An 18,050-nucleotide genomic window follows, 5' to 3' on the forward strand; every position below is an offset into this window, starting at 1 on the left:
ATTTCGTTGAGCAAACTTACTTATATATAGTGGAATACATATTGCTACCTCGTGTGCTGGGCGCTACGGGCACTGCCAGCCCGGCGATTCACCCCTGACGAGGAGCAATATGAACAGATCATCACTTCGCTTCATGGCCGTCGGTTTCCCGCTGGCGCTGCAGAGTTTTCTCTGCAGCGCCGGGGACCAGGCTTCGGCCGGCGTCTTCACCCTCGGCCAACTGGCCGTCAGCGCACCGGCCGCGGATGAGCAGCCGCTCGCCACTGCGACACTGGACAGCGAGCAGTTGTGGAATTTCAACAAGGACAGCCTGCCGGATGCGCTCAACCTGATCCCGGGCGTGAGCGCAACGCCGGGTTCCGGGCAGCGCAACGAGGCGGCCATCAGCGTGCGCGGCTTCGATCGTTGGCAGGTGCCGCTGTACATGGATGGCATCCGCCTCTACCTGCCGGCGGACAATCGTATCGACTTCGACCGCTTCCTCACCCCGGACCTGGCCGAGATACAGGTTTCCAAGGGCTATGTGTCGGTGCTCAACGGCCCGGATGGCATGGGTGGCGCGATCAACCTGGTGACCCGCAAACCGACCAGGGAACTGGAGGGCGAGTTGCGCGGCTCGGCCTATTTCTCCAACGATGGTCGCTACAACGGCAACACCACCTATGCCAGCATCGGCAGCCGGCAGCAGACGTTCTACCTGCAGGCCAATGCCCAGCAGCGCGACATCGACCAGTGGTACCTGGCCGACGACTTCAAGGTTCGCAACCGCCAGTACGAGGATGGCGGCAAGCGCGAGAACAGCGGCAAGGAGGACTGGCGGGTGGGCCTCAAGTTCGGTTTCACGCCGAACGACACCGACGAGTACTCGCTCAACTACGTCAAGCAGGAGGGAGAAAAAACCCGCGCCTCGTCCACCCGCAGCAACACCCAATGGTGGGACTGGCCGAAGTGGAACGTGGAAAGCCTGTATTGGCTGTCGCACACCCAACTGGGCGAACACAACTACCTGAAGAGCCGGGCCTACTACAATGAATTCGTCAACGACCTGGTGGCCTACCGCAACGACGGCACGCGCAACTGGACCAGCTACTACGACGACAACGCCATGGGCGCCAGCCTGGAGTTCGGCACCACCTTCCTGCCCGGCCAGACCCTGAAACTGGCCGCCCACTGGCGCCGCGACGAACATGACGAATGGCAGCTCACCCATTCCAGCGGCTTCGTCGAACCCAAGCACACCAACCAGGAAGACATCGTCTCCATCGCCCTGGAGGATACCTGGCACATCACCCCCCGGCTTGACCTGGTGCTCGGCATAAGTCGCGACGAGCGTTCCACGGACAAGGCCGAGGACTACCGCGCGGGCGATGGACTCTTCACCCAGCCGACCTCCGACAGCCATGCCAGCAACTACCAAGGGGCGCTGATCTACCGCTATCGCGACTCGGGCAAGGTGAATCTCTCGGTGTCCGACCGTACCCGCTTCCCGACCATCTTCGAGCGGTTCTCGTCACGCTTCGGCGGGGCGATTTCCAACCCCGCCCTGGAGCCGGAACGCGCCCTCAACATCGAACTGGCGATCAGCGACCAGATCCTCCCCGGCCTGCGCGGCGAGGCGGCGATCTTCCACAACCGGGTCAAGGACGCCATCCATTCGCTGGACGTCTGGTACGACGCCCCGGACCCCGCCGATTCCGGCTGGTTCGGCCAGAACCGCAACCTCGGCGAAGCCACCTACAAGGGCTTCGAACTGGCCCTGAGCGCCGAACTGTCGTCCAGCCTGCAGGTCGGCGGCAACTACAGCTATATCGACAGTGAAGTAGACGATCCTAACGACTCCGCCGCGCGCCTGGAAACCAGCCCCCGGCACAGCGCCTTCGCCTACGCCATCTGGCAGGCGGGCGAGCGGCTGCGGCTGCTGCCCAGCCTGGAATACGCCGCCGACCGCTGGTCGAGCTTCGAGGGCGGCTACCGCAGGACCGGGGAATACCTGCTGCTCGGCGCCAGGCTGGAGTACGACATCACTCCGGACTGGCAGCTCGCCCTGAGCGGCCGCAACCTGTTGGACAAGGACTACGAGACGTCGGTGGGCTATCCCCAGGAAGGACGCAACTTCATCGTCGCCAGCCGCTGGAGTTTCTGACATGCACCGCACCACACTGCACAGCACAGGCATGCGGGTGACCGTGCAACGCCTCCTGGCCCTGGCCGTCCTGCTGGCGCTCGCCGCCAGCGGCGCGGCCCGGGCCGGCGACAGGGTCAGGGTGCTGACCAGCTACCCGGAAGAACTCACGGTCCGCTACCAGGCCGCGTTCGAGGCGCGGCACCCCGGCAAGCGGGTCGAGATACTGTGGCGCCAGTCGGCCGACGCCCTGGCCTGGCTACGGCGGCAACGGGGCCAGGTGGATGTCTACTGGGCGCCCGCGCCGGGCAATTTCGCCGCGCTGCGCGACCAGCGGCGGCTGCTTCGCCTGGAGCTGGACCGCGAGGCGCTGCCGGACGCCGTCGGCGGCAGTCCGATCAGCGATGCCGAGGGCTACTTCGCTGCCTTCGAACTGGTCGGCTACGGCATCGCCTACAACCGCGAGGCGCTCGCTCGCCTGGGCCTGGAGGCGCCGCTCGAGTGGCGCGAACTGGCCGCTGCCGCCTACCAGGGCCAGGTGCAGATGCCGATTCCCGGGCGGGTCGGTTTCGCCCCGGCGCTGGTCGAGGCGCTGCTGCAGGGCGAGGGCTGGGACGCGGGCTGGGCGCTGCTCGCGGCGATTGCCGGCAACGGCGCCCTGGCCGGGCGCGGGGGCAATCGCGCGGATGCCGACGATGTCGCCGCAGGCCGCGTCGCGGCGCGCATGACCATCGACTTCTTCGCCGCCCGCGCCATCGCCGATGGCGCTCCGGTGGCCTTCGCTTATCCGCGCAGGACCCTCTACAATCCGGCGCAGATCGCCATCTTCGCCGATGCGCCGAACCCGGCCGGCGCCCGCGCCTTCGTCGACTTCGCCCTCTCCGATGCCGGCCAGCGCCTGCTGCTGCACCCGGACGTGCGCCGCCTGCCGGTACGCAAGGCGCTGTACCTGAGCGTCGAGCTGCCGGCGCAGCCCTTCGCCAGCGACAGCCTCGGCTACGACGGCGAACTTGGCCGCGCCCGCCAGGGCCTGGTGGCGGCGCTGTTCGACATCGCCCTGGTGCGGCGCAACGACGAACTGGTGGAGCTCTGGCGGCGTTTGCAGCAGGCCGAGGGCGGCGGGCAGGCGCAGCACCCGGCGCTCCTGCGGGCGCGGCAACTGCTGTCCGCTGCGCCGATGGCCCTGGCCGAGCAGGCCGATAGCGAGCTGCGCCAGGCATTCGCGAATCCGACCACGGCGTCCGAGCCGTTGCGCACGCGCCGCGAGGCCGAGTGGATGGCCGCCGTGGATGCCCGTATCGCCGCCGCCCGTGCCGCCCTGCGGCAAGCCGCGCGCTGAGGTTGCCATATGCACACTGGCAAGTCCCTGGGCATGCTGCTGTTGGCGGCCATCGCCCAACTCGCCGGCGCCGCGCCAGGCGTGCCACCCCGCGCCGGTGGCGCATTCACCCTGGCCGACGACGGTCGTTCGGCCTATACCCGGCTGGCCTGGGAACGGGTGCCAGAGGCGCTGCACGAGCGACTCGCCGAGGGGCGCGCACTGGTCCGCGCCACCTGGGTGGTTTCGCCCAGCCTCGACAGCGACCTGGCCGGCCTTGGCCCGACCTACAATCGCCCGTCCTGCCTGTCCTGCCACCCGCGCAATGGCCGTGGCGAACCGCCGGCTTCGGTCGCCGAGCCGATGCGCTCGATGCTGGTGCGCCTGTCCATTCCTGGCCAGGACGCCCATGGCGGGCCGCTGGCCGAGCCGAACTATGGCGAGCAGCTCAATGAGCACGGCGTTCCTGGCGTGCCCGGCGAGGGCGAGGCCTGGCTGCAGTGGCGAAGCCACCAGGAAACCCTGGCGGACGGCAGCCGGGTCGAGCTGCGGCGGCCCGTCCCGGCCTTCCGCGAACTGGCCTTCGGCCCGTTGCATCCGCGACTGCTGACTTCGTTGCGGGTGGCGCCGCCGATCTTCGGCCTAGGCCTGCTCGAAGCGGTGTCCGAGGCGGATATCCTCGCCATCGCCAGGCAGCAGCGCGCTGAAGGGCGTGGCGTGGCCGGCATGCCCAACCGGGTATGGGACCGGGCGCGGGGAGGAGTGGCCCTGGGCCGCTTCGGCTGGAAGGCCAACCAGCCGGGCCTGCGCCAGCAGATCGCCAGCGCCATGGCCGGCGACCTGGGCATTACCTCGGCACTGTTCCCCGAGCCCGACTGCCCGCCGCCGCAAGCGGCCTGCCGCGCCTGGGACGCGGACCGCCACCCCGAGTTGTCCGGGCCGGCCCTGGATGCGATGACCCTTTACCACTACGCGCTGCAGGTGCCGGCGCGGCGCGATGTCGATGAGCCGCGGGTGCGCCGTGGCGAGCGCCTGTTCGCCACGGCGGGTTGCGCCAGTTGCCACCGGCCGATGTTGCGCACCGGCGCCTTCCCTGAATTGCCGGCCCTGGCCGGGCAGACCATCCACCCCTACAGCGACCTGATGCTGCACGACATGGGCGAAGGCCTGGCCGATGGCCGCCCCGACTACCTGGCCAGCGGTCGCCAGTGGCGCACCCCGCCACTGTGGGGTATCGGCCTGCTGGCGACGGTCAACGGGCATGGCTTGCTGCTGCATGATGGCCGCGCCCGTGGCCTGCTCGAGGCCATCCTCTGGCACGGCGGCGAGGCGGCCGGCGCCCGCGAGGCGGTACGGGCGATGAGTGCCGTCGAGCGGGAGGCGCTGCTGGCGTTTCTGCGTTCGCTCTGAAAATGAACATTTGCATCCAGTGGTGTCTGTCGCAAAGCCGACACCAGGGCATGTTTGCTACAACGAGTATAAATTAAAAATCCTTTAAAAACAGTCGGTTGACCTTTGGTATGGGCATTGCAAAGGGCTCGTTATCCGTTGCATCGACGAACCGGAGGGGATGCGATGAAAGCCAAGGACATTGTCGAACTGCTCGACGAGCCCGCCTGCGTTCACAACAAGAAGGAGAAGTCCGGCTGCGCCAAGCCCAAGCCGGGCGCCACCGATGGCGGCTGTGCCTTCGACGGTGCGCAGATCGCGCTGATGCCGATCGCCGATGTGGCGCATATCGTCCACGGCCCTATCGCCTGCGCCGGCAGTTCCTGGGACAACCGTGGCACCCGCTCCAGCGGCCCCGAGCTGTACCGCATCGGCATGACCACCGACCTCACCGAGCAGGACGTGATCATGGGCCGCGCCGAGAAGCGCCTGTTCCATGCCATCGGCCAGGCGGTGCGCGATTACGCGCCAGCGGCGGTATTCGTCTACAACACCTGTGTGCCGGCGCTGATCGGCGACGATATCGAGGCTATCTGCAAGGCCGCCGGCGAGCATTTCGCCACCCCGGTGGTGCCGGTAGACGGCGCCGGTTTCTACGGCACCAAGAACCTCGGCAACCGTATCGCCGGCGAGGCCATGCTCAAGTACGTGATCGGCACCCGCGAGCCCGACCCGCTGCCAGCGGGCAGCGAGCGGCCAGGCATCCGCGTGCACAACGTCAACCTGATCGGCGAGTACAACATCGCCGGCGAATTCTGGCATGTGCTGCCGTTGTTCGACGAACTGGGCCTGCGCGTGCTCTGCAGCCTGTCCGGCGACGCGCGCTTTCGCCAGGTGCAGGCCATGCATGCCGCCGAGGTGAACATGATGGTCTGCTCCAAGGCCATGCTCAACGTCGGCCGTAAGTTGCAGGAGCGCTACGGCGCGCCTTGGTTCGAAGGCAGCTTCTACGGCATCACCGACACCTCCCAGGCGCTGCGCGACTTCGCCCGGCTGATCGGCGACGCCGACCTCGCGGCGCGTACCGAAGCGCTGATCGAGCGCGAGGAAGCGCGTATCCGCGCCGCCCTCGAACCCTGGCGCGAACGCCTGCGGGGCAAGCGCGTGCTGCTCTACACCGGCGGGGTCAAGTCCTGGTCGGTGATCTCGGCATTGCAGGACCTGGGCATGAAGGTGGTGGCCACCGGCACCAAGAAATCCACCGAGGAGGACAAGGCGCGCATCCGCGAACTGATGGGCGACGAGGTGAAGATGCTCGACGAGGGCAATCCCCGGGTACTGCTCAAGACCGTGGAGGAGTACCGCGCCGATATCCTCATCGCTGGCGGACGCAATATGTACACCGCGCTGAAGGCGCGTATCCCGTTCCTCGATATCAACCAGGAGCGCGAATTCGGCTACGCCGGCTACGACGGCATGCTGGAGCTGGTGCGCCAGCTCTGCCTGACCCTGGAAAGCCCTGTGTGGGATGCGGTACGCCGCCCGGCGCCCTGGTCGCGGATCGCCGCCGTGGCCGCTGGCCCGGAGCCGGCCGCGGATACCCGGCTGGCGGACGCGCCTGTCGCCACCGCGCACGTTGCCAACGGCTGAGGAGGGCGTCATGGCCGAGATTGTCAACCGCAAGAAAGCCCTGGCCGTCAGCCCGCTGAAGGCCAGCCAGATCATGGGCGGCGCCCTGGCTTTCCTCGGCTTCGCCCGCAGCATGCCGCTGATGCATGGCTCCCAGGGCTGCACCGCGTTCGCCAAGGTGTTCTTCGTCCGCCACTTCCGCGAACCGGTGCCCTTGCAGACCACGGCGATGGACCAGGTCAGCTCGGTGATGGGCGCCGACGAGAACATCGTCGAGGCGCTCAGGGCGATCAGCGAGAAGCAGCGCCCGGCGATCATCGGCCTGCTCAGCACCGGCCTGGCGGAAACCCAGGGCTGCGACCTGGGCCGGGCGCTGCACGAGTTCCGCGAGCAATACCCCGAGTTCGCCGAGGTGGCCGTGGTGCCGGTCGCCACGCCGGACTTTTCCGGCTGCTTCGAGAGCGGCTTCGCCACGGCGCTGAAGGCGATCGTCGAGACCCTGCTGCCCGAGGACCGCAGCCGCGTCGGCCAGCGGCCGCGCCAGGTCAACGTGCTCTGTTCGGCCAACCTGACCCCCGGCGACCTGGAGTTCGTCTGCGACAGCATCGAGAGCTTCGGCCTGCGCCCGTTGCTGATCCCCGACCTGTCCGGCGCCCTCGACGGTCACCTGGACGACGAGCCCTTCAATCCGCTGACCAGCGGCGGGCTGAGCCTGGACGAACTGGCCATGGCCGCGCAAAGCGCCGCGACCCTGGTGCTCGGGCAGAGCATCGCCGGCGCCGCCGATGCGCTGGCCGCGCGCAGCGGGGTGCCCGAGTGGCGTTTCGGCCTGCTGCTCGGCCTGGATGAGGTGGACGCCTGGCTGATGGCGCTGGCCGAGATCAGCGGCAATCCGCTGCCGCAGCGCTGGCAGCGCCAACGCCGGCAACTGCAGGACTGCATGCTCGACACCCATTTCATGCTCGGCGATGCACGCCTGGCCATCGCCGCCGATCCCGACCTGCTGCTCGGCTTCGACGCCCTGCTGCGCGGCATGGGCGCGCGCACCGTGGCGGCCGTGGTGCCGGCCAGGTCGCCGGCCCTGGCCGCTTCGCCGCTGCCCGGCATCCAGGTCGGCGACCTCGAGGACCTCGAGCAGGCCGCCGGCGAACAACGCGCCCAGGTGCTCCTCGGCAACAGCCATGCGCTGGCCAGCGCCGAGCGCCTCGGCGTGCCGCTGCTGCGTGTGGGCTTTCCGCAATACGACCTGCTCGGCGGCTTCCAGCGCTGCTGGAGCGGCTACCGCGGCACCGCGCAGGCGCTTTTCGATCTTGCCAACCTGCTGGCCGGGCAGCACCAGGGCATCGCCCCGTACCGCTCGATCTACGCGCAGGAACCCGCCACCGAACCATCGCACTGGAGGCATTGACTCATGTCCAGCCAGACCCGACGACTGCAGGTCCTCGACGACCAGGACGACGGCACCCTGCTCAGGGTGGCCTTCGCCTCTTCCGACCGCGAGCGAGTCGACCAGCATTTCGGCTCGTCGTGTGCCTTCGCCATCTATGGCGTCAACCCCGAGCGTGCGCAGTTGCTGCTGGTGGTCGAGTTCGGCGACCAGCAGCAGGACGGCAACGAAGACAAACTGGCCAGCAAGCTGGACCTGCTCGATGGCTGCATCGCGGTGTACTGCCGCGCCTGCGGCGCCTCGGCGGTGCGCCAGTTGCTGGCCATCGGCGTGCAGCCGGTGAAGGTCGGCGAGTCGGCGCGCATCGGCGAACTGCTCGAGACCCTCCAGGCGGAACTGCGCGAAGGGCCGTCGGCCTGGCTGGCCAAGGCGATCCAGAGGACCAGGGGCGCGGACTTGCAGCGTTTCGACGCCATGGCCGCCGAAGGCTGGGACGAATAGCGGGAACATTCCAACGAGGAAGCAGATATGTATGACGTGCCGGAACAACAACAGGTGGTGCAGGAAGGCGACCCGGCCCTGCAGCAGCCGGTCATCCGCCAGATGGTGGTGCAGTTGCGCGCCATGGACAGCTACGGCACCTACGACACCTGGAGCGACGCCCGGGTGCTCGACCCGCTGGTGCTGACCAAGGAACGGCGGCGGGCCATCCCGGTGGTGGGCGACCCCGACGAGACCACCCTGTCGCGGGTCAAGGCCTACTACAACGCCATCGCCCAGATGATCGAGCGGGAAACCGGGCTGCTCGCCGTGCCGGTGATCAACCTCACCCACGAGGGCTTCGGCCGCGCGCTGATCCTGGTCGGCAAGCTGGTGGTGGTCGACAAGATCCTGCGCGACGTGCACCGCTTCGGCTTCGACTCCCTCGATGCCGTGGTCGCCGAGGCCGGGAAGCTGTTGGGCAAGGCGGTCGCCCAGGTCGGCGAGCACCGCGTCGTCGCCGAGCTTTGACAGGGGAGGTGGCCATGGGCGAAGAACAACGCAAGGCGTTGCAGAAGGAAGTCAGCCAGAAGAAGCGTATCGCCAGCGAATGGGCTTCGCAGGTCCACGACCTGGTCGAGGACCGCCTGCTCAGCGACTACGAGGAACTCCCGGAACTGGCTCAGCGCACCCGGCAGGCCTGCCGCGACTGGGCCGAAGCCAAGGCGCGGCTGGAACAGGCCGGCGCCTGACGACAGGCCCGGCGCCGTGGCCGGGTCGATGAACAATACAGCGCACCCTGCATGGCTTGCAGCTTATGGCTGCTTTTGATGGGATGAGGAGATCGAGATGGCCGAGCATGTCATTACCGGGCGCACCCGGGGTGGAGCCGACTGGGTTCCGCAATTCGTCACCGCGCTGAATGCGCAGAAATGCATCGGCTGCGGGCGCTGCTACAAGGTCTGCCCACGGGACGTGTTCGCGCTGGTGGAGCGCGGCAGCATGGTCGAGGACGACGATGATTTCGATGAAGACGACGAGATGATGGTGATGACCATCCAGGATGGGCTGGACTGCATCGGCTGCATGTCCTGCGCCCGCGTCTGCCCCAAGCAGTGCCATACCCATGAAGCGGCGGCGGCCTGAGCATGGCCAGGCCCGAATTCCATCTCTTCGTCTGCACCCAGCGGCGCCCGGACGGACACCCGCGCGGCAGTTGCACAGCCAAGGGCGGCGCGGCGCTGCTCGACGCCTTCGCCCAGGCGCTGATCCGCCGCAACCTGCAGGGCCGCATGGCGCTGACCGGCACTGGCTGCCTCGGTCCCTGCCAGGCCGGGGCCAATGTGCTGGTCTATCCCGGTGCGGTGATGTACAGCTGGGTCGAGCCGGCGGACGCCGAGGTCATCGTCCGCCAGCACCTGCTGGAAGGCGAGCCCTGGGTGGACAAGCTCACTCCGTCGGAGCTCTGGTGAACCATGGGCGAGTTGCTGTTGTGGGGCACTACCCGGGCGTTCTTCTCCGACCGCACGCCCACCGGCCTGCGCTACCTGCTGAGCGCGGCGCAGAGCCTCGAGCACCCGGCCGCGGTCGAGGCGCTGTTGCTCGAAGCCCTGCGCCGCTGGGCCGAGGAACCGGATGCGCATATCGGCCTGTACAAGTTCTATTTCTTCCACGCGCGCTACCGCGAAGCCGAGGTCGCGGTGTGGCGGGCCTTGCGCAGCGCGGCGGCGAGCGCCGGGTTCAACCGCAACTACCGCCGCCTGCGGCCCGACAGCGCCGACTGGCAGCGCCGCGCGGGGGGCGAGCGGCTGTACCTGTTCAGCCTCAAGGCACTGGGGGTGATCCGTCTGCGCCGGGGCAGGGTACGGGATGCGCGGCGGGTGCTGGAGCAGCTCCTGGCGCTGGACCCGTTCGATGAAATCGGCGGCGGCGCCTTCCTGCAGATCGCCCGTTCCTTCACTGAGGATGATTGATGAAACCGTCGCTTGACCACTGCCTGCAACAAGCCACCCCGCTGTTCGCGGAAACCTGGGCGGCCCTCGGTGCCTGCCTGCAGCGGGCCGGCATCGACCAGGGCCTGAGCGTCGCCGGCATGCCGAACAGCCGTAGCGAACTGCGCGAGGATCCCTTCGACCACAGCCTGGCCCTGTATGCCGAATGGCGTGGCGAGCATGGCGGCTACCTGGGCAGCATCCTGCTCACCGGCGACGGCCAGGTGTTCGCCGAGTTCGACATCCTCCTGCCGCACCCGGGCAAGCCGCAGTGGGTGATCGAGGCGGTCACCGCCTGGGGCTGGCCTGGCGCGCTGAAGAGCGAACTGCGCTTGTTGCCGGCCCTGGGCGCATGAACGCGCTCTACGACTGGCTGCTGGCCAGCAGCGTGCAGGGCGCCCCGCTGCAACGGGTCTGCCTCGGCCTCAACTGGACCCTGGCCGAGGTGGCGGATGGCCTGGGCTTTGCCTTCAGCCCGCGCCAGGTGCCGCGCACCCTGGGCTGGGCCGGCAGCCTCGGCGGCCAGCCGAGCGAGCGCCTGCGCCAGTGGCTGCTGTCCTGGGACGAGGCCGAGGCGGCGGTCGGCCTGGCCGTGCTCAATGCCTGCGTCAACGGCGCCGCTGGCTGCGCCGGGCAGGCCGAGCCGCTGCGCGACGATGCGCCGGGCCATCTGCGCGTGTTCGCCCATTTCCGCCCGCGCCTGGAAGGGCGCAAGGTGGTGGTGATCGGCCATTATCCCGGCCTCGAACGGCTCTGGCAGGACCTGCCCTATACGTGCCTGGAGCGCCACCTGCAGGACGGCGACCTGCCCGACAGCGCCGCCGAATACCTGTTGCCGCAGGCGGACTGGGTCTTCGTCAGCGCCAGCAGCATCGCCAACAAGACCCTGCCGCGCTTGCTGCAGTTGTCCGCCCAGGCGCGGGTGGTGCTGATGGGCCCGAGCCTGCCCTGGTTGCCCGGCTGGCGCCAGTTCGGCGTGGACTACCTGGCGGGGGTGCGGGTGCTGGATGGCGAGGCCGCGCGGCGGGTGGTGATGGAGGGCGGCGGTACGCGGCTGTTCGCCGGGCCGGTGGAGTACGCCTTGCTGGGGTTGCCGTCATGACTGGGGCGCAACCTTGGCGCATGCTGCTGTGCCATAAGCATCCGGTCAGCGCGCGCCTGCATTTCCTGGTCCCGCAACGCGCCGGCGTGGTGTTGCCGTTGCCCCTGCCGAGCCTGGCGGTATTCGCCGAGGGGCCGTGCGACAGCCCGCTGCAGGTCCATCCGGCCAGTGCCCTGCGCCATGTGCAGGAGGAGCTTGGTATCGGCCCGGCGCTGGAACTGGTCAGCGAGTTCCAGGTCAGCCTGGAGGTGCCGGGCATGCGCCTGCCGGTCTACCTGGCCGCACTGCCGGGCCACGATCTCTGCCCGGCGCCCGTCGGCACCCACTGGATCGAGTTGCCGAAAAGCATCGGCATGCCCTGGCTCGATCGCGAACTGCTGCGCAGGGCCTACGAAGTGCTGATCGGCTAAGGTCGCGTCATATATTAAATGTCACGGCGTGTTTTCGCGATCCGCGTTCCTGCGCGAATGCCAGGTGGCGGGACCGCGTGAATACATCCCTGTAGCTCTTCGCCGCCATCCCTGGCGGCGAAGGCCCCGTCCCGCCACCTGGCATCCGCACAACCACTATCGGCGCTGCCTGCAGGCAAGTAAGAGCGGGTTCGCGACACCATGGACGTATTGACCCCGCCAGGGCGATCGCGCTATGCCGTTTTTCAACCGGCAAGGTACTTCGATAAAGCGCTGAAGGCTGGAAAGCTGGACGAAAAACATCGGTTGCCATGCTCTTTCGCCCAGCCTCACGCTTCCAGCGCTGTTTTCGGCTGTTTGCCGTGCATAGCGCGATCGCCCTGGCTTGCAGCCGCCCCCTTATCCTTTCAGCCAAACTCACGTATGATTCGCGGGTTTACTCGTTTACTTTCAACCCTGAAATTCTGGAGTCTCAAATGGCCCTGCAACGCACCTTCTCCATCATCAAGCCCGACGCCGTCGCCAAGAACGTCATCGGCGAAATCACCAGCCGTTTCGAGAAGGCCGGCCTGCGCATCGTCGCTTCCAAGCAACTGCAACTGTCCGAGCGCCAGGCTGCCGGTTTCTACGCCGAGCACAGCGAACGCGGTTTCTTCAAGGATCTGGTCGCTTTCATGATCTCCGGCCCGGTCATCGTCCAGGTCCTGGAAGGCGAGAACGCCATCGCCAAGAACCGTGAGCTGATGGGCGCGACCAACCCGAAAGAAGCCGCCGCCGGTACCATCCGCGCCGATTTCGCCGTTTCCATCGACGAGAACGCCGTCCACGGTTCCGACTCCGAGGCTTCCGCCGCGCGCGAGATCGCCTACTTCTTCGCCGAAACCGAAATCAATGCTCGCATCCGCTAAGCGGACGCAGGTGGAACCACATGGCCGTATCGACCGCTAAAGTGAACCTGCTGGGGCTGACCCAGCCGCAAATGGAGAGCTTCTTCGATTCCATCGGGGAGAAGCGCTTCCGTGCCGGTCAGGTAATGAAGTGGATCCACCATTTCGGCGTCGATGATTTCGACGCCATGAGCAATATCGGCAAGGCCTTGCGTGAAAAACTCAAGGCCTCTGCCGAGATACGCGGCCCGGAAATCGTCAGCGAGGACATTTCCAGCGATGGCACCCGCAAATGGGTGGTGCGCGTCGCCTCGGGCAGTTGCGTGGAAACCGTCTACATCCCACAGGGTGGGCGGGGCACGCTGTGCGTATCGTCCCAGGCCGGCTGTGCGCTGGATTGCAGCTTCTGCTCGACCGGCAAGCAGGGCTTCAACAGCAACCTCACCGCGGCGGAAGTGATCGGCCAGGTGTGGATCGCCAACAAGTCCTTCGGCACCGTCCCGGCCAAGATCGACCGGGCCATCACCAACGTGGTGATGATGGGGATGGGTGAGCCGCTGCTGAATTTCGACAATGTCGTCGCCGCAATGCACATCATGATGGATGACCTGGGCTACGGCATTTCCAAGCGCAAGGTGACCTTGTCCACCTCCGGCGTGGTACCGATGATCGACGAGTTGGCCAAGGTCATCGACGTATCCCTGGCGCTGTCGCTGCATGCGCCCAACGACGAATTGCGCGACAAGCTGGTACCGATCAATCGCAAATATCCGCTGAAGATGCTGCTGGAAGCCTGCCAGCGCTATATTTCCCAGCTCGGCGAGAAGCGTTTCCTGACCATCGAGTACACGCTGCTGGAAGGGGTCAACGACCAGCCCGAGCATGCCCGGCAGATGATCGCGCTGCTGGCCGGCATCGAGTGCAAGATCAACCTGATCCCGTTCAACCCGTTCCCGCATTCCGGCTACGAGCGTCCGAGCAACAATGCCATCCGCCGGTTCCAGGACGCCCTGCACAAGGCCGGCTTCAACGTGACGGTGCGCACCACCCGTGGCGATGACATCGATGCCGCCTGCGGGCAACTGGTCGGCCAGGTGATGGACCGCACGCGCCGCAGCGAGCGCTATATCGCTGTCCGTGAGTTGCAGAGCGATGTTTCCGCCGCCGCTGGCCGTTCCTGAGAGGCTTGTCCATGGATGTGCGACTCGCTTTGCTGTTTTTCTTCATGGTCGGCGTGCTGGGCGGGTGCGTGTCTTCGCACGATACCGATCCCCTGAAGAGCGAAAGTGGTCGCAACGAGGCGCGTGACGCCTATGTGCGCCTGGGGCTCGGCTACCTCGCCCAGGGCGACACTGCCAGCGCCAAGGCGCCCCTGGGCAGCGCTCTGGCGATCGATCCAGGCAGCGCCGATGCGCATGCGGCGCTGGCCCTGGTGTTCCAGCGGGAGATGGAGAATTCGCTGGCGGATGAGCATTTCCGTGCGGCGCTGGCCCATGGCGGCGATGCGCGAATCCTCAACAACTATGGCAGCTTCCTGTTCGAGCAGGGGCGTTACCAGGAAGCCATGGCGCGTTTCGAGCAGGCTTCCGCGGATACTTTCTACAGCGAGCGCGCCAGGGTTTTCGAGAACCTCGGGCTGACGGCGCTACGGCTCGGGCAGGCGGATCAGGCCGAGGCGCATTTCCAGCGCGCGTTGCGGCTTGATAGCCGGCAACCGCTGGCGTTGCTCGAACTTTCGCAGTTATCTTTCGACGCCGGACAATACGTTCCCGCGAAAGGCTATTATGATGCCTTCAGCCAGTTGTCCGGGCAGAACGCGCGTAGCCTGCTGCTGGGCATCCGCCTGGCGCAGATCCACCAGCAACCCGAGCAGGCTGCGATGCTGGCCCTGCAGTTGCAGCGCCTGTACCCGGGCACTTCTGAATATAGGCAGTACCAGTCGGAGCAACGATGAGCGCATCGTACCCAGAATCCACACCATCGGCCTGTGCCAACCCGGGCGAAACCCTGCGCGAGGCACGCGAGGGCAAGGGCTTGTCGCTGGCGGCGGTCGCCCTGCAACTCAACCTGCCAGTGAAAACCCTGCAACAGATAGAAAGCGGGGATTTTTCGCGTTTGCCGGGGGCGACCTTCGCCCGTGGCTATGTCCGTTCGTACGGCAAGTTCCTCGAGCTGGACCAGAATCGACTGGTGCACGAGTTCGATGCGTATACCGGCAGCGGCGCTGCCAGCAGTGCGGTGCACAGCCTGCAGCGTATCGATGAGCCCTCCGGTGTGACGCGCAATGTACTGCGCCTGTTCAGTATCAGCCTGCTGCTGGTGCTGCTCGCCACGGCTTTCTACTGGTGGCAGGAGCAGAACGACGGCGATGCCATCGGCAGCCTGAGCAGCGCCTTCGAGCGTATCGAGGTCGAGTCGGTGGACGGCACGACCGAGGTTCATGTGCTGGACCCGGGAGAGGGCACGGCGCTGGACGATGAATCAGAGCCCGCTGCCGTTGCGCTGGTCGAAGCGCCGGAAGAGGCTGGGCCTGACGCTTCGGCGCCGCCGCAGGAGACGGACGCTGCGCCGTCTGCCGCGGCAAGTGCGACGAGCGCCACGGAGCAGCCAGCCGCGGCCCCGCCGGAGCAGCCGCCACTGGCCGCGAACCAGGGTCGGGTGGAGTTGAATTTCACTGGCGACTGTTGGGCACAGGTAACCGATGCCGATGGCAAGGTGCTGTTCAGTGCGCTGGCCAAGGCCGGCAGCAGCCAGACCCTGACCGGCAGGGCGCCCTTCGCCGTGCACCTTGGCTATGCCTCGGCGGCACAGGTGCGCTACAACGGCGAGGCGGTCGATCTGGCGCCCCATATGCGTGGCGAGATCGCACGCTTCAGCCTTGGGCGGTAACGATGCATTCCGAGTCCCCCATCAAGCGTCGCGTTTCCCGCAAGATCTGGGTCGGCAATGTGCCGGTGGGCGGCGATGCGCCCATCGCCGTGCAGAGCATGACCAACACCGAAACCTGTGATGTCGACGCGACGGTCGCGCAGATTCAGCGCCTGGAAAATGCCGGCGCCGATATCGTCCGTGTCTCGGTGCCCTCCATGGAAGCGGCCGAGGCCTTCGGGCAGATCAAGAAGCGGGTGCGTTTGCCGCTGGTCGCCGATATCCATTTCGACTACCAGATCGCCCTGCGCGTGGCCGAGCTGGGCGTCGATTGCCTGCGTATCAACCCCGGCAACATCGGGCGCGAGGACCGGGTCAAGGCGGTGGTCGAGGCGGCCCGCGAGCGGGGTATCCCGATCCGTATCGGCGTCAATGCCGGCTCGCTGGAGAAGGACCTGCAGAAGAAGTACGGCGAGCCTACGCCCGAAGCCCTGCTCGAGTCGGCGATGCGCCACGTAGAACATCTGGATCGACTGAACTTCCCTGACTTCAAGGTCAGCGTGAAGGCTTCCGATGTGTTCATGGCCGTGGCGGCCTACCGGCTGCTGGCCAGGCAGATCGAACAGCCGTTGCACCTGGGCATCACCGAAGCGGGCGGGTTGCGCTCGGGGACGGTCAAGTCGGCCGTCGGCCTGGGCATGCTGCTGGCCGAGGGGATTGGCGACACCATCCGCATTTCCCTGGCCGCCGACCCGGTCGAGGAGATCAAGGTCGGCTTCGATATCCTCAAGTCGTTGCGCCTGCGTTCGCGAGGCATCAACTTCATCGCCTGCCCGAGTTGCTCGCGGCAGAACTTCGATGTGGTCAAGACCATGAACGAGCTGGAAGGCCGCCTGGACGACCTGCTGGTGCCGATGGACGTGGCGGTGATCGGTTGCGTGGTCAATGGGCCGGGGGAGGCCAAGGAGGCGCATGTCGGCCTGACCGGCGGCACGCCGAACAACCTGATCTATATCGATGGCAAGCCGGCGCAGAAGCTGACCAATGAAAACCTGGTCGATGAACTCGAACAACTGATCCGCCAGAAGGCCGCCGAAAAGGCGCAGGCCGAGTCCGCGTTGATCATCCGCAGCTGATTTAAGGAAAAGCATTGAGCAAGTCCCTGCAAGCCATCCGTGGCATGAACGATATCCTGCCCGGGCAGACCCCGATCTGGCGCTACCTGGAAACGACTTTCGCACAGTTGCTCGATGGTTATGGTTATAGCGAGATCCGCCTGCCGATCCTCGAGTTCACCGATCTGTTCGCCCGCGGCATCGGTGAAGGCACCGATGTCGTGGACAAGGAGATGTATACCTTCCTCGACCGTAACGAAGAGTCACTGACCCTGCGCCCGGAAGGTACTGCCGGTTGCGTGCGGGCGGTGCTGGAGCACGGCCTGAGTGGCGGCGGCCAGGTGCAGAAGCTCTGGTACACCGGGCCGATGTTCCGTTACGAGAAGCCGCAGAAGGGTCGCTACCGGCAGTTCCACCAGATTGGCGTGGAGGTGTTCAACCAGCCCGGTCCGGATATCGATGCCGAACTGATCGTGCTCACGGCGCGCCTGTGGAAGCGCCTGGGCCTGGCGGATGCGGTGACCCTGCAACTGAACAGCCTGGGTTCCAGCGAGGCGCGGGCCGAGTACCGCGATGCCCTGGTGGCCTACCTGCGCGAGCGTTTCGACCAGCTCGACGAAGACAGCCAGCGCCGCCTGACCACCAACCCGCTGCGCATTCTCGATAGCAAGAATGCCCAGACCCAGGCATTGCTGGTCGGTGCGCCGACCCTGAGCGACTACCTGGACGAGGCTTCCCGCGAGCATTTCGAGGGACTGAAGGCGCGCCTGGATGCGGTCGGCATCGCCTACCAGATCAATCCGAAACTGGTGCGTGGCCTGGACTACTATGGCCGCACGGTGTTCGAGTGGGTGACCGACAAACTGGGCGCCCAGGGCACGGTCTGTGCCGGCGGCCGTTATGATGGCCTGGTCGGCCAGTTCGGCGGCAAGCCGACGCCGGGGGTGGGCTTCGCCATGGGGGTCGAGCGCCTGGTGCTGTTGCTGGAAACCCTGGCGCTGGTGCCCGAGGCCCTGAGCCCGGCGCCCCATGCCTATATCTGCGCCTTTGGCGAGGCTGCCGAGCTGGCGGCGCTGGAGCTTGCCGAGCGGCTGCGCGACCGGGTACCGGGGCTGCGCCTGCTGGTGAATGGCGGGGGTGGCAGTTTCAAGAGCCAGTTCAAGAAGGCGGATAAGAGTGGTGCCCGTTTCGCGCTGATCCTCGGCGAGGACGAACTGGCCTCGCGCGTGGTAGGTTGCAAGCCGCTGCGTGACGATGGCGAACAACAGAATATTGCCTGGGATGCTCTGGCCGAGCATCTGGCAGCCTGTGTCGAACAGGCCTGAGATCAAAGCGAATGAAAGGAGTGAACG

At 66.6% G+C, this 18,050-nt stretch carries 20 protein-coding genes; all 20 read left to right on the forward strand.

What is annotated here, in order from left to right:
• Positions 1-109: 109 nt before the first annotated feature.
• The 20 genes from DNJ95_RS06095 (at position 110) to hisS (ending at position 18,023) form a co-directional block, all read left to right on the forward strand.
• Entirely contained in the window at positions 110-2,143 is a 2,034-nt protein-coding gene (locus DNJ95_RS06095; protein ID WP_131183841.1) for a TonB-dependent receptor plug domain-containing protein, read from the forward strand.
• Position 2,144: 1 nt separating this feature from the next.
• Positions 2,145-3,461, forward strand: a complete 1,317-nt coding sequence (locus DNJ95_RS06100) for an ABC transporter substrate-binding protein (protein ID WP_131183842.1) — start codon at positions 2,145-2,147, stop codon at positions 3,459-3,461.
• A gap of 9 nt (positions 3,462-3,470) precedes the next feature.
• Positions 3,471-4,850: a di-heme oxidoreductase family protein gene (locus DNJ95_RS06105; RefSeq protein ID WP_207388729.1), complete on the forward strand. Its 1,380-nt coding sequence runs from the start codon at positions 3,471-3,473 to the stop codon at positions 4,848-4,850.
• A gap of 165 nt (positions 4,851-5,015) precedes the next feature.
• Positions 5,016-6,479, forward strand: a complete 1,464-nt coding sequence (nifE, locus tag DNJ95_RS06110) for a nitrogenase iron-molybdenum cofactor biosynthesis protein NifE (protein WP_131183843.1) — start codon at positions 5,016-5,018, stop codon at positions 6,477-6,479.
• A 10-nt stretch (positions 6,480-6,489) separates the two neighbouring features.
• Positions 6,490-7,866 carry a nitrogenase iron-molybdenum cofactor biosynthesis protein NifN gene (gene nifN / locus DNJ95_RS06115; RefSeq protein ID WP_131183844.1) on the forward strand — a complete coding sequence of 459 codons (1,377 nt, stop codon included), beginning with the start codon at positions 6,490-6,492 and terminating at the stop codon, positions 7,864-7,866.
• A gap of 3 nt (positions 7,867-7,869) precedes the next feature.
• Complete coding sequence (locus tag DNJ95_RS06120; protein ID WP_131183845.1) at positions 7,870-8,346, forward strand: NifB/NifX family molybdenum-iron cluster-binding protein; 477 nt, start codon at positions 7,870-7,872, stop codon at positions 8,344-8,346.
• Between the two features lie 27 nt (positions 8,347-8,373).
• Positions 8,374-8,856 carry a NifX-associated nitrogen fixation protein gene (locus tag DNJ95_RS06125; RefSeq protein ID WP_131183846.1) on the forward strand — a complete coding sequence of 161 codons (483 nt, stop codon included), beginning with the start codon at positions 8,374-8,376 and terminating at the stop codon, positions 8,854-8,856.
• Positions 8,857-8,870: 14 nt separating this feature from the next.
• Positions 8,871-9,077 (forward strand): CCE_0567 family metalloprotein, encoded by a 207-nt coding sequence (locus tag DNJ95_RS06130; protein ID WP_131183847.1) that lies wholly within the window; start codon positions 8,871-8,873, stop codon positions 9,075-9,077.
• Between the two features lie 97 nt (positions 9,078-9,174).
• The gene (fdxB, locus tag DNJ95_RS06135; RefSeq protein WP_131183848.1) at positions 9,175-9,471 is read left to right on the forward strand and encodes a ferredoxin III, nif-specific; all 297 of its coding nucleotides are present in this window, start codon (positions 9,175-9,177) and stop codon (positions 9,469-9,471) included.
• A 2-nt stretch (positions 9,472-9,473) separates the two neighbouring features.
• A complete protein-coding gene (locus tag DNJ95_RS06140; RefSeq protein WP_131183849.1) occupies positions 9,474-9,797 on the forward strand; it encodes a 2Fe-2S ferredoxin in 324 nt (107 codons plus the stop codon).
• 3 nt (positions 9,798-9,800) lie between these two features.
• Positions 9,801-10,298, forward strand: a complete 498-nt coding sequence (locus DNJ95_RS06145) for a hypothetical protein (RefSeq protein WP_131183850.1) — start codon at positions 9,801-9,803, stop codon at positions 10,296-10,298.
• A complete protein-coding gene (locus DNJ95_RS06150; RefSeq protein ID WP_131183851.1) occupies positions 10,298-10,672 on the forward strand; it encodes a hypothetical protein in 375 nt (124 codons plus the stop codon). The genes DNJ95_RS06145 and DNJ95_RS06150 overlap by 1 nt, the downstream gene beginning before the upstream one ends.
• Complete coding sequence (locus DNJ95_RS06155) at positions 10,669-11,418, forward strand: DUF364 domain-containing protein (RefSeq protein ID WP_131183852.1); 750 nt, start codon at positions 10,669-10,671, stop codon at positions 11,416-11,418. Before DNJ95_RS06150 ends, DNJ95_RS06155 begins: the two co-directional genes overlap by 4 nt.
• On the forward strand, positions 11,415-11,828 hold the full coding sequence (locus tag DNJ95_RS06160) for a hypothetical protein (RefSeq protein ID WP_242671872.1): 414 nt from the start codon (positions 11,415-11,417) through the stop codon (positions 11,826-11,828). The genes DNJ95_RS06155 and DNJ95_RS06160 overlap by 4 nt, the downstream gene beginning before the upstream one ends.
• Positions 11,829-12,304: 476 nt before the next feature.
• Entirely contained in the window at positions 12,305-12,736 is a 432-nt protein-coding gene (ndk, locus tag DNJ95_RS06165; protein ID WP_131183853.1) for a nucleoside-diphosphate kinase, read from the forward strand.
• 20 nt (positions 12,737-12,756) lie between these two features.
• Positions 12,757-13,896: a dual-specificity RNA methyltransferase RlmN gene (gene rlmN / locus DNJ95_RS06170; RefSeq protein ID WP_131183854.1), complete on the forward strand. Its 1,140-nt coding sequence runs from the start codon at positions 12,757-12,759 to the stop codon at positions 13,894-13,896.
• Between the two features lie 11 nt (positions 13,897-13,907).
• Complete coding sequence (gene pilW, locus DNJ95_RS06175; RefSeq protein ID WP_131183855.1) at positions 13,908-14,669, forward strand: type IV pilus biogenesis/stability protein PilW; 762 nt, start codon at positions 13,908-13,910, stop codon at positions 14,667-14,669.
• Entirely contained in the window at positions 14,666-15,604 is a 939-nt protein-coding gene (locus DNJ95_RS06180) for a RodZ domain-containing protein (protein WP_131183856.1), read from the forward strand. Before pilW ends, DNJ95_RS06180 begins: the two co-directional genes overlap by 4 nt.
• 2 nt (positions 15,605-15,606) lie before the next feature.
• On the forward strand, positions 15,607-16,719 hold the full coding sequence (ispG, locus tag DNJ95_RS06185) for a flavodoxin-dependent (E)-4-hydroxy-3-methylbut-2-enyl-diphosphate synthase (protein ID WP_131183857.1): 1,113 nt from the start codon (positions 15,607-15,609) through the stop codon (positions 16,717-16,719).
• Positions 16,720-16,733: 14 nt separating this feature from the next.
• Positions 16,734-18,023: a histidine--tRNA ligase gene (gene hisS, locus DNJ95_RS06190; protein WP_131183858.1), complete on the forward strand. Its 1,290-nt coding sequence runs from the start codon at positions 16,734-16,736 to the stop codon at positions 18,021-18,023.
• Positions 18,024-18,050 lie beyond the last annotated feature (27 nt).

Source organism: Stutzerimonas kirkiae (assembly GCF_004327335.1).
Lineage (GTDB): Bacteria > Pseudomonadota > Gammaproteobacteria > Pseudomonadales > Pseudomonadaceae > Stutzerimonas > Stutzerimonas kirkiae.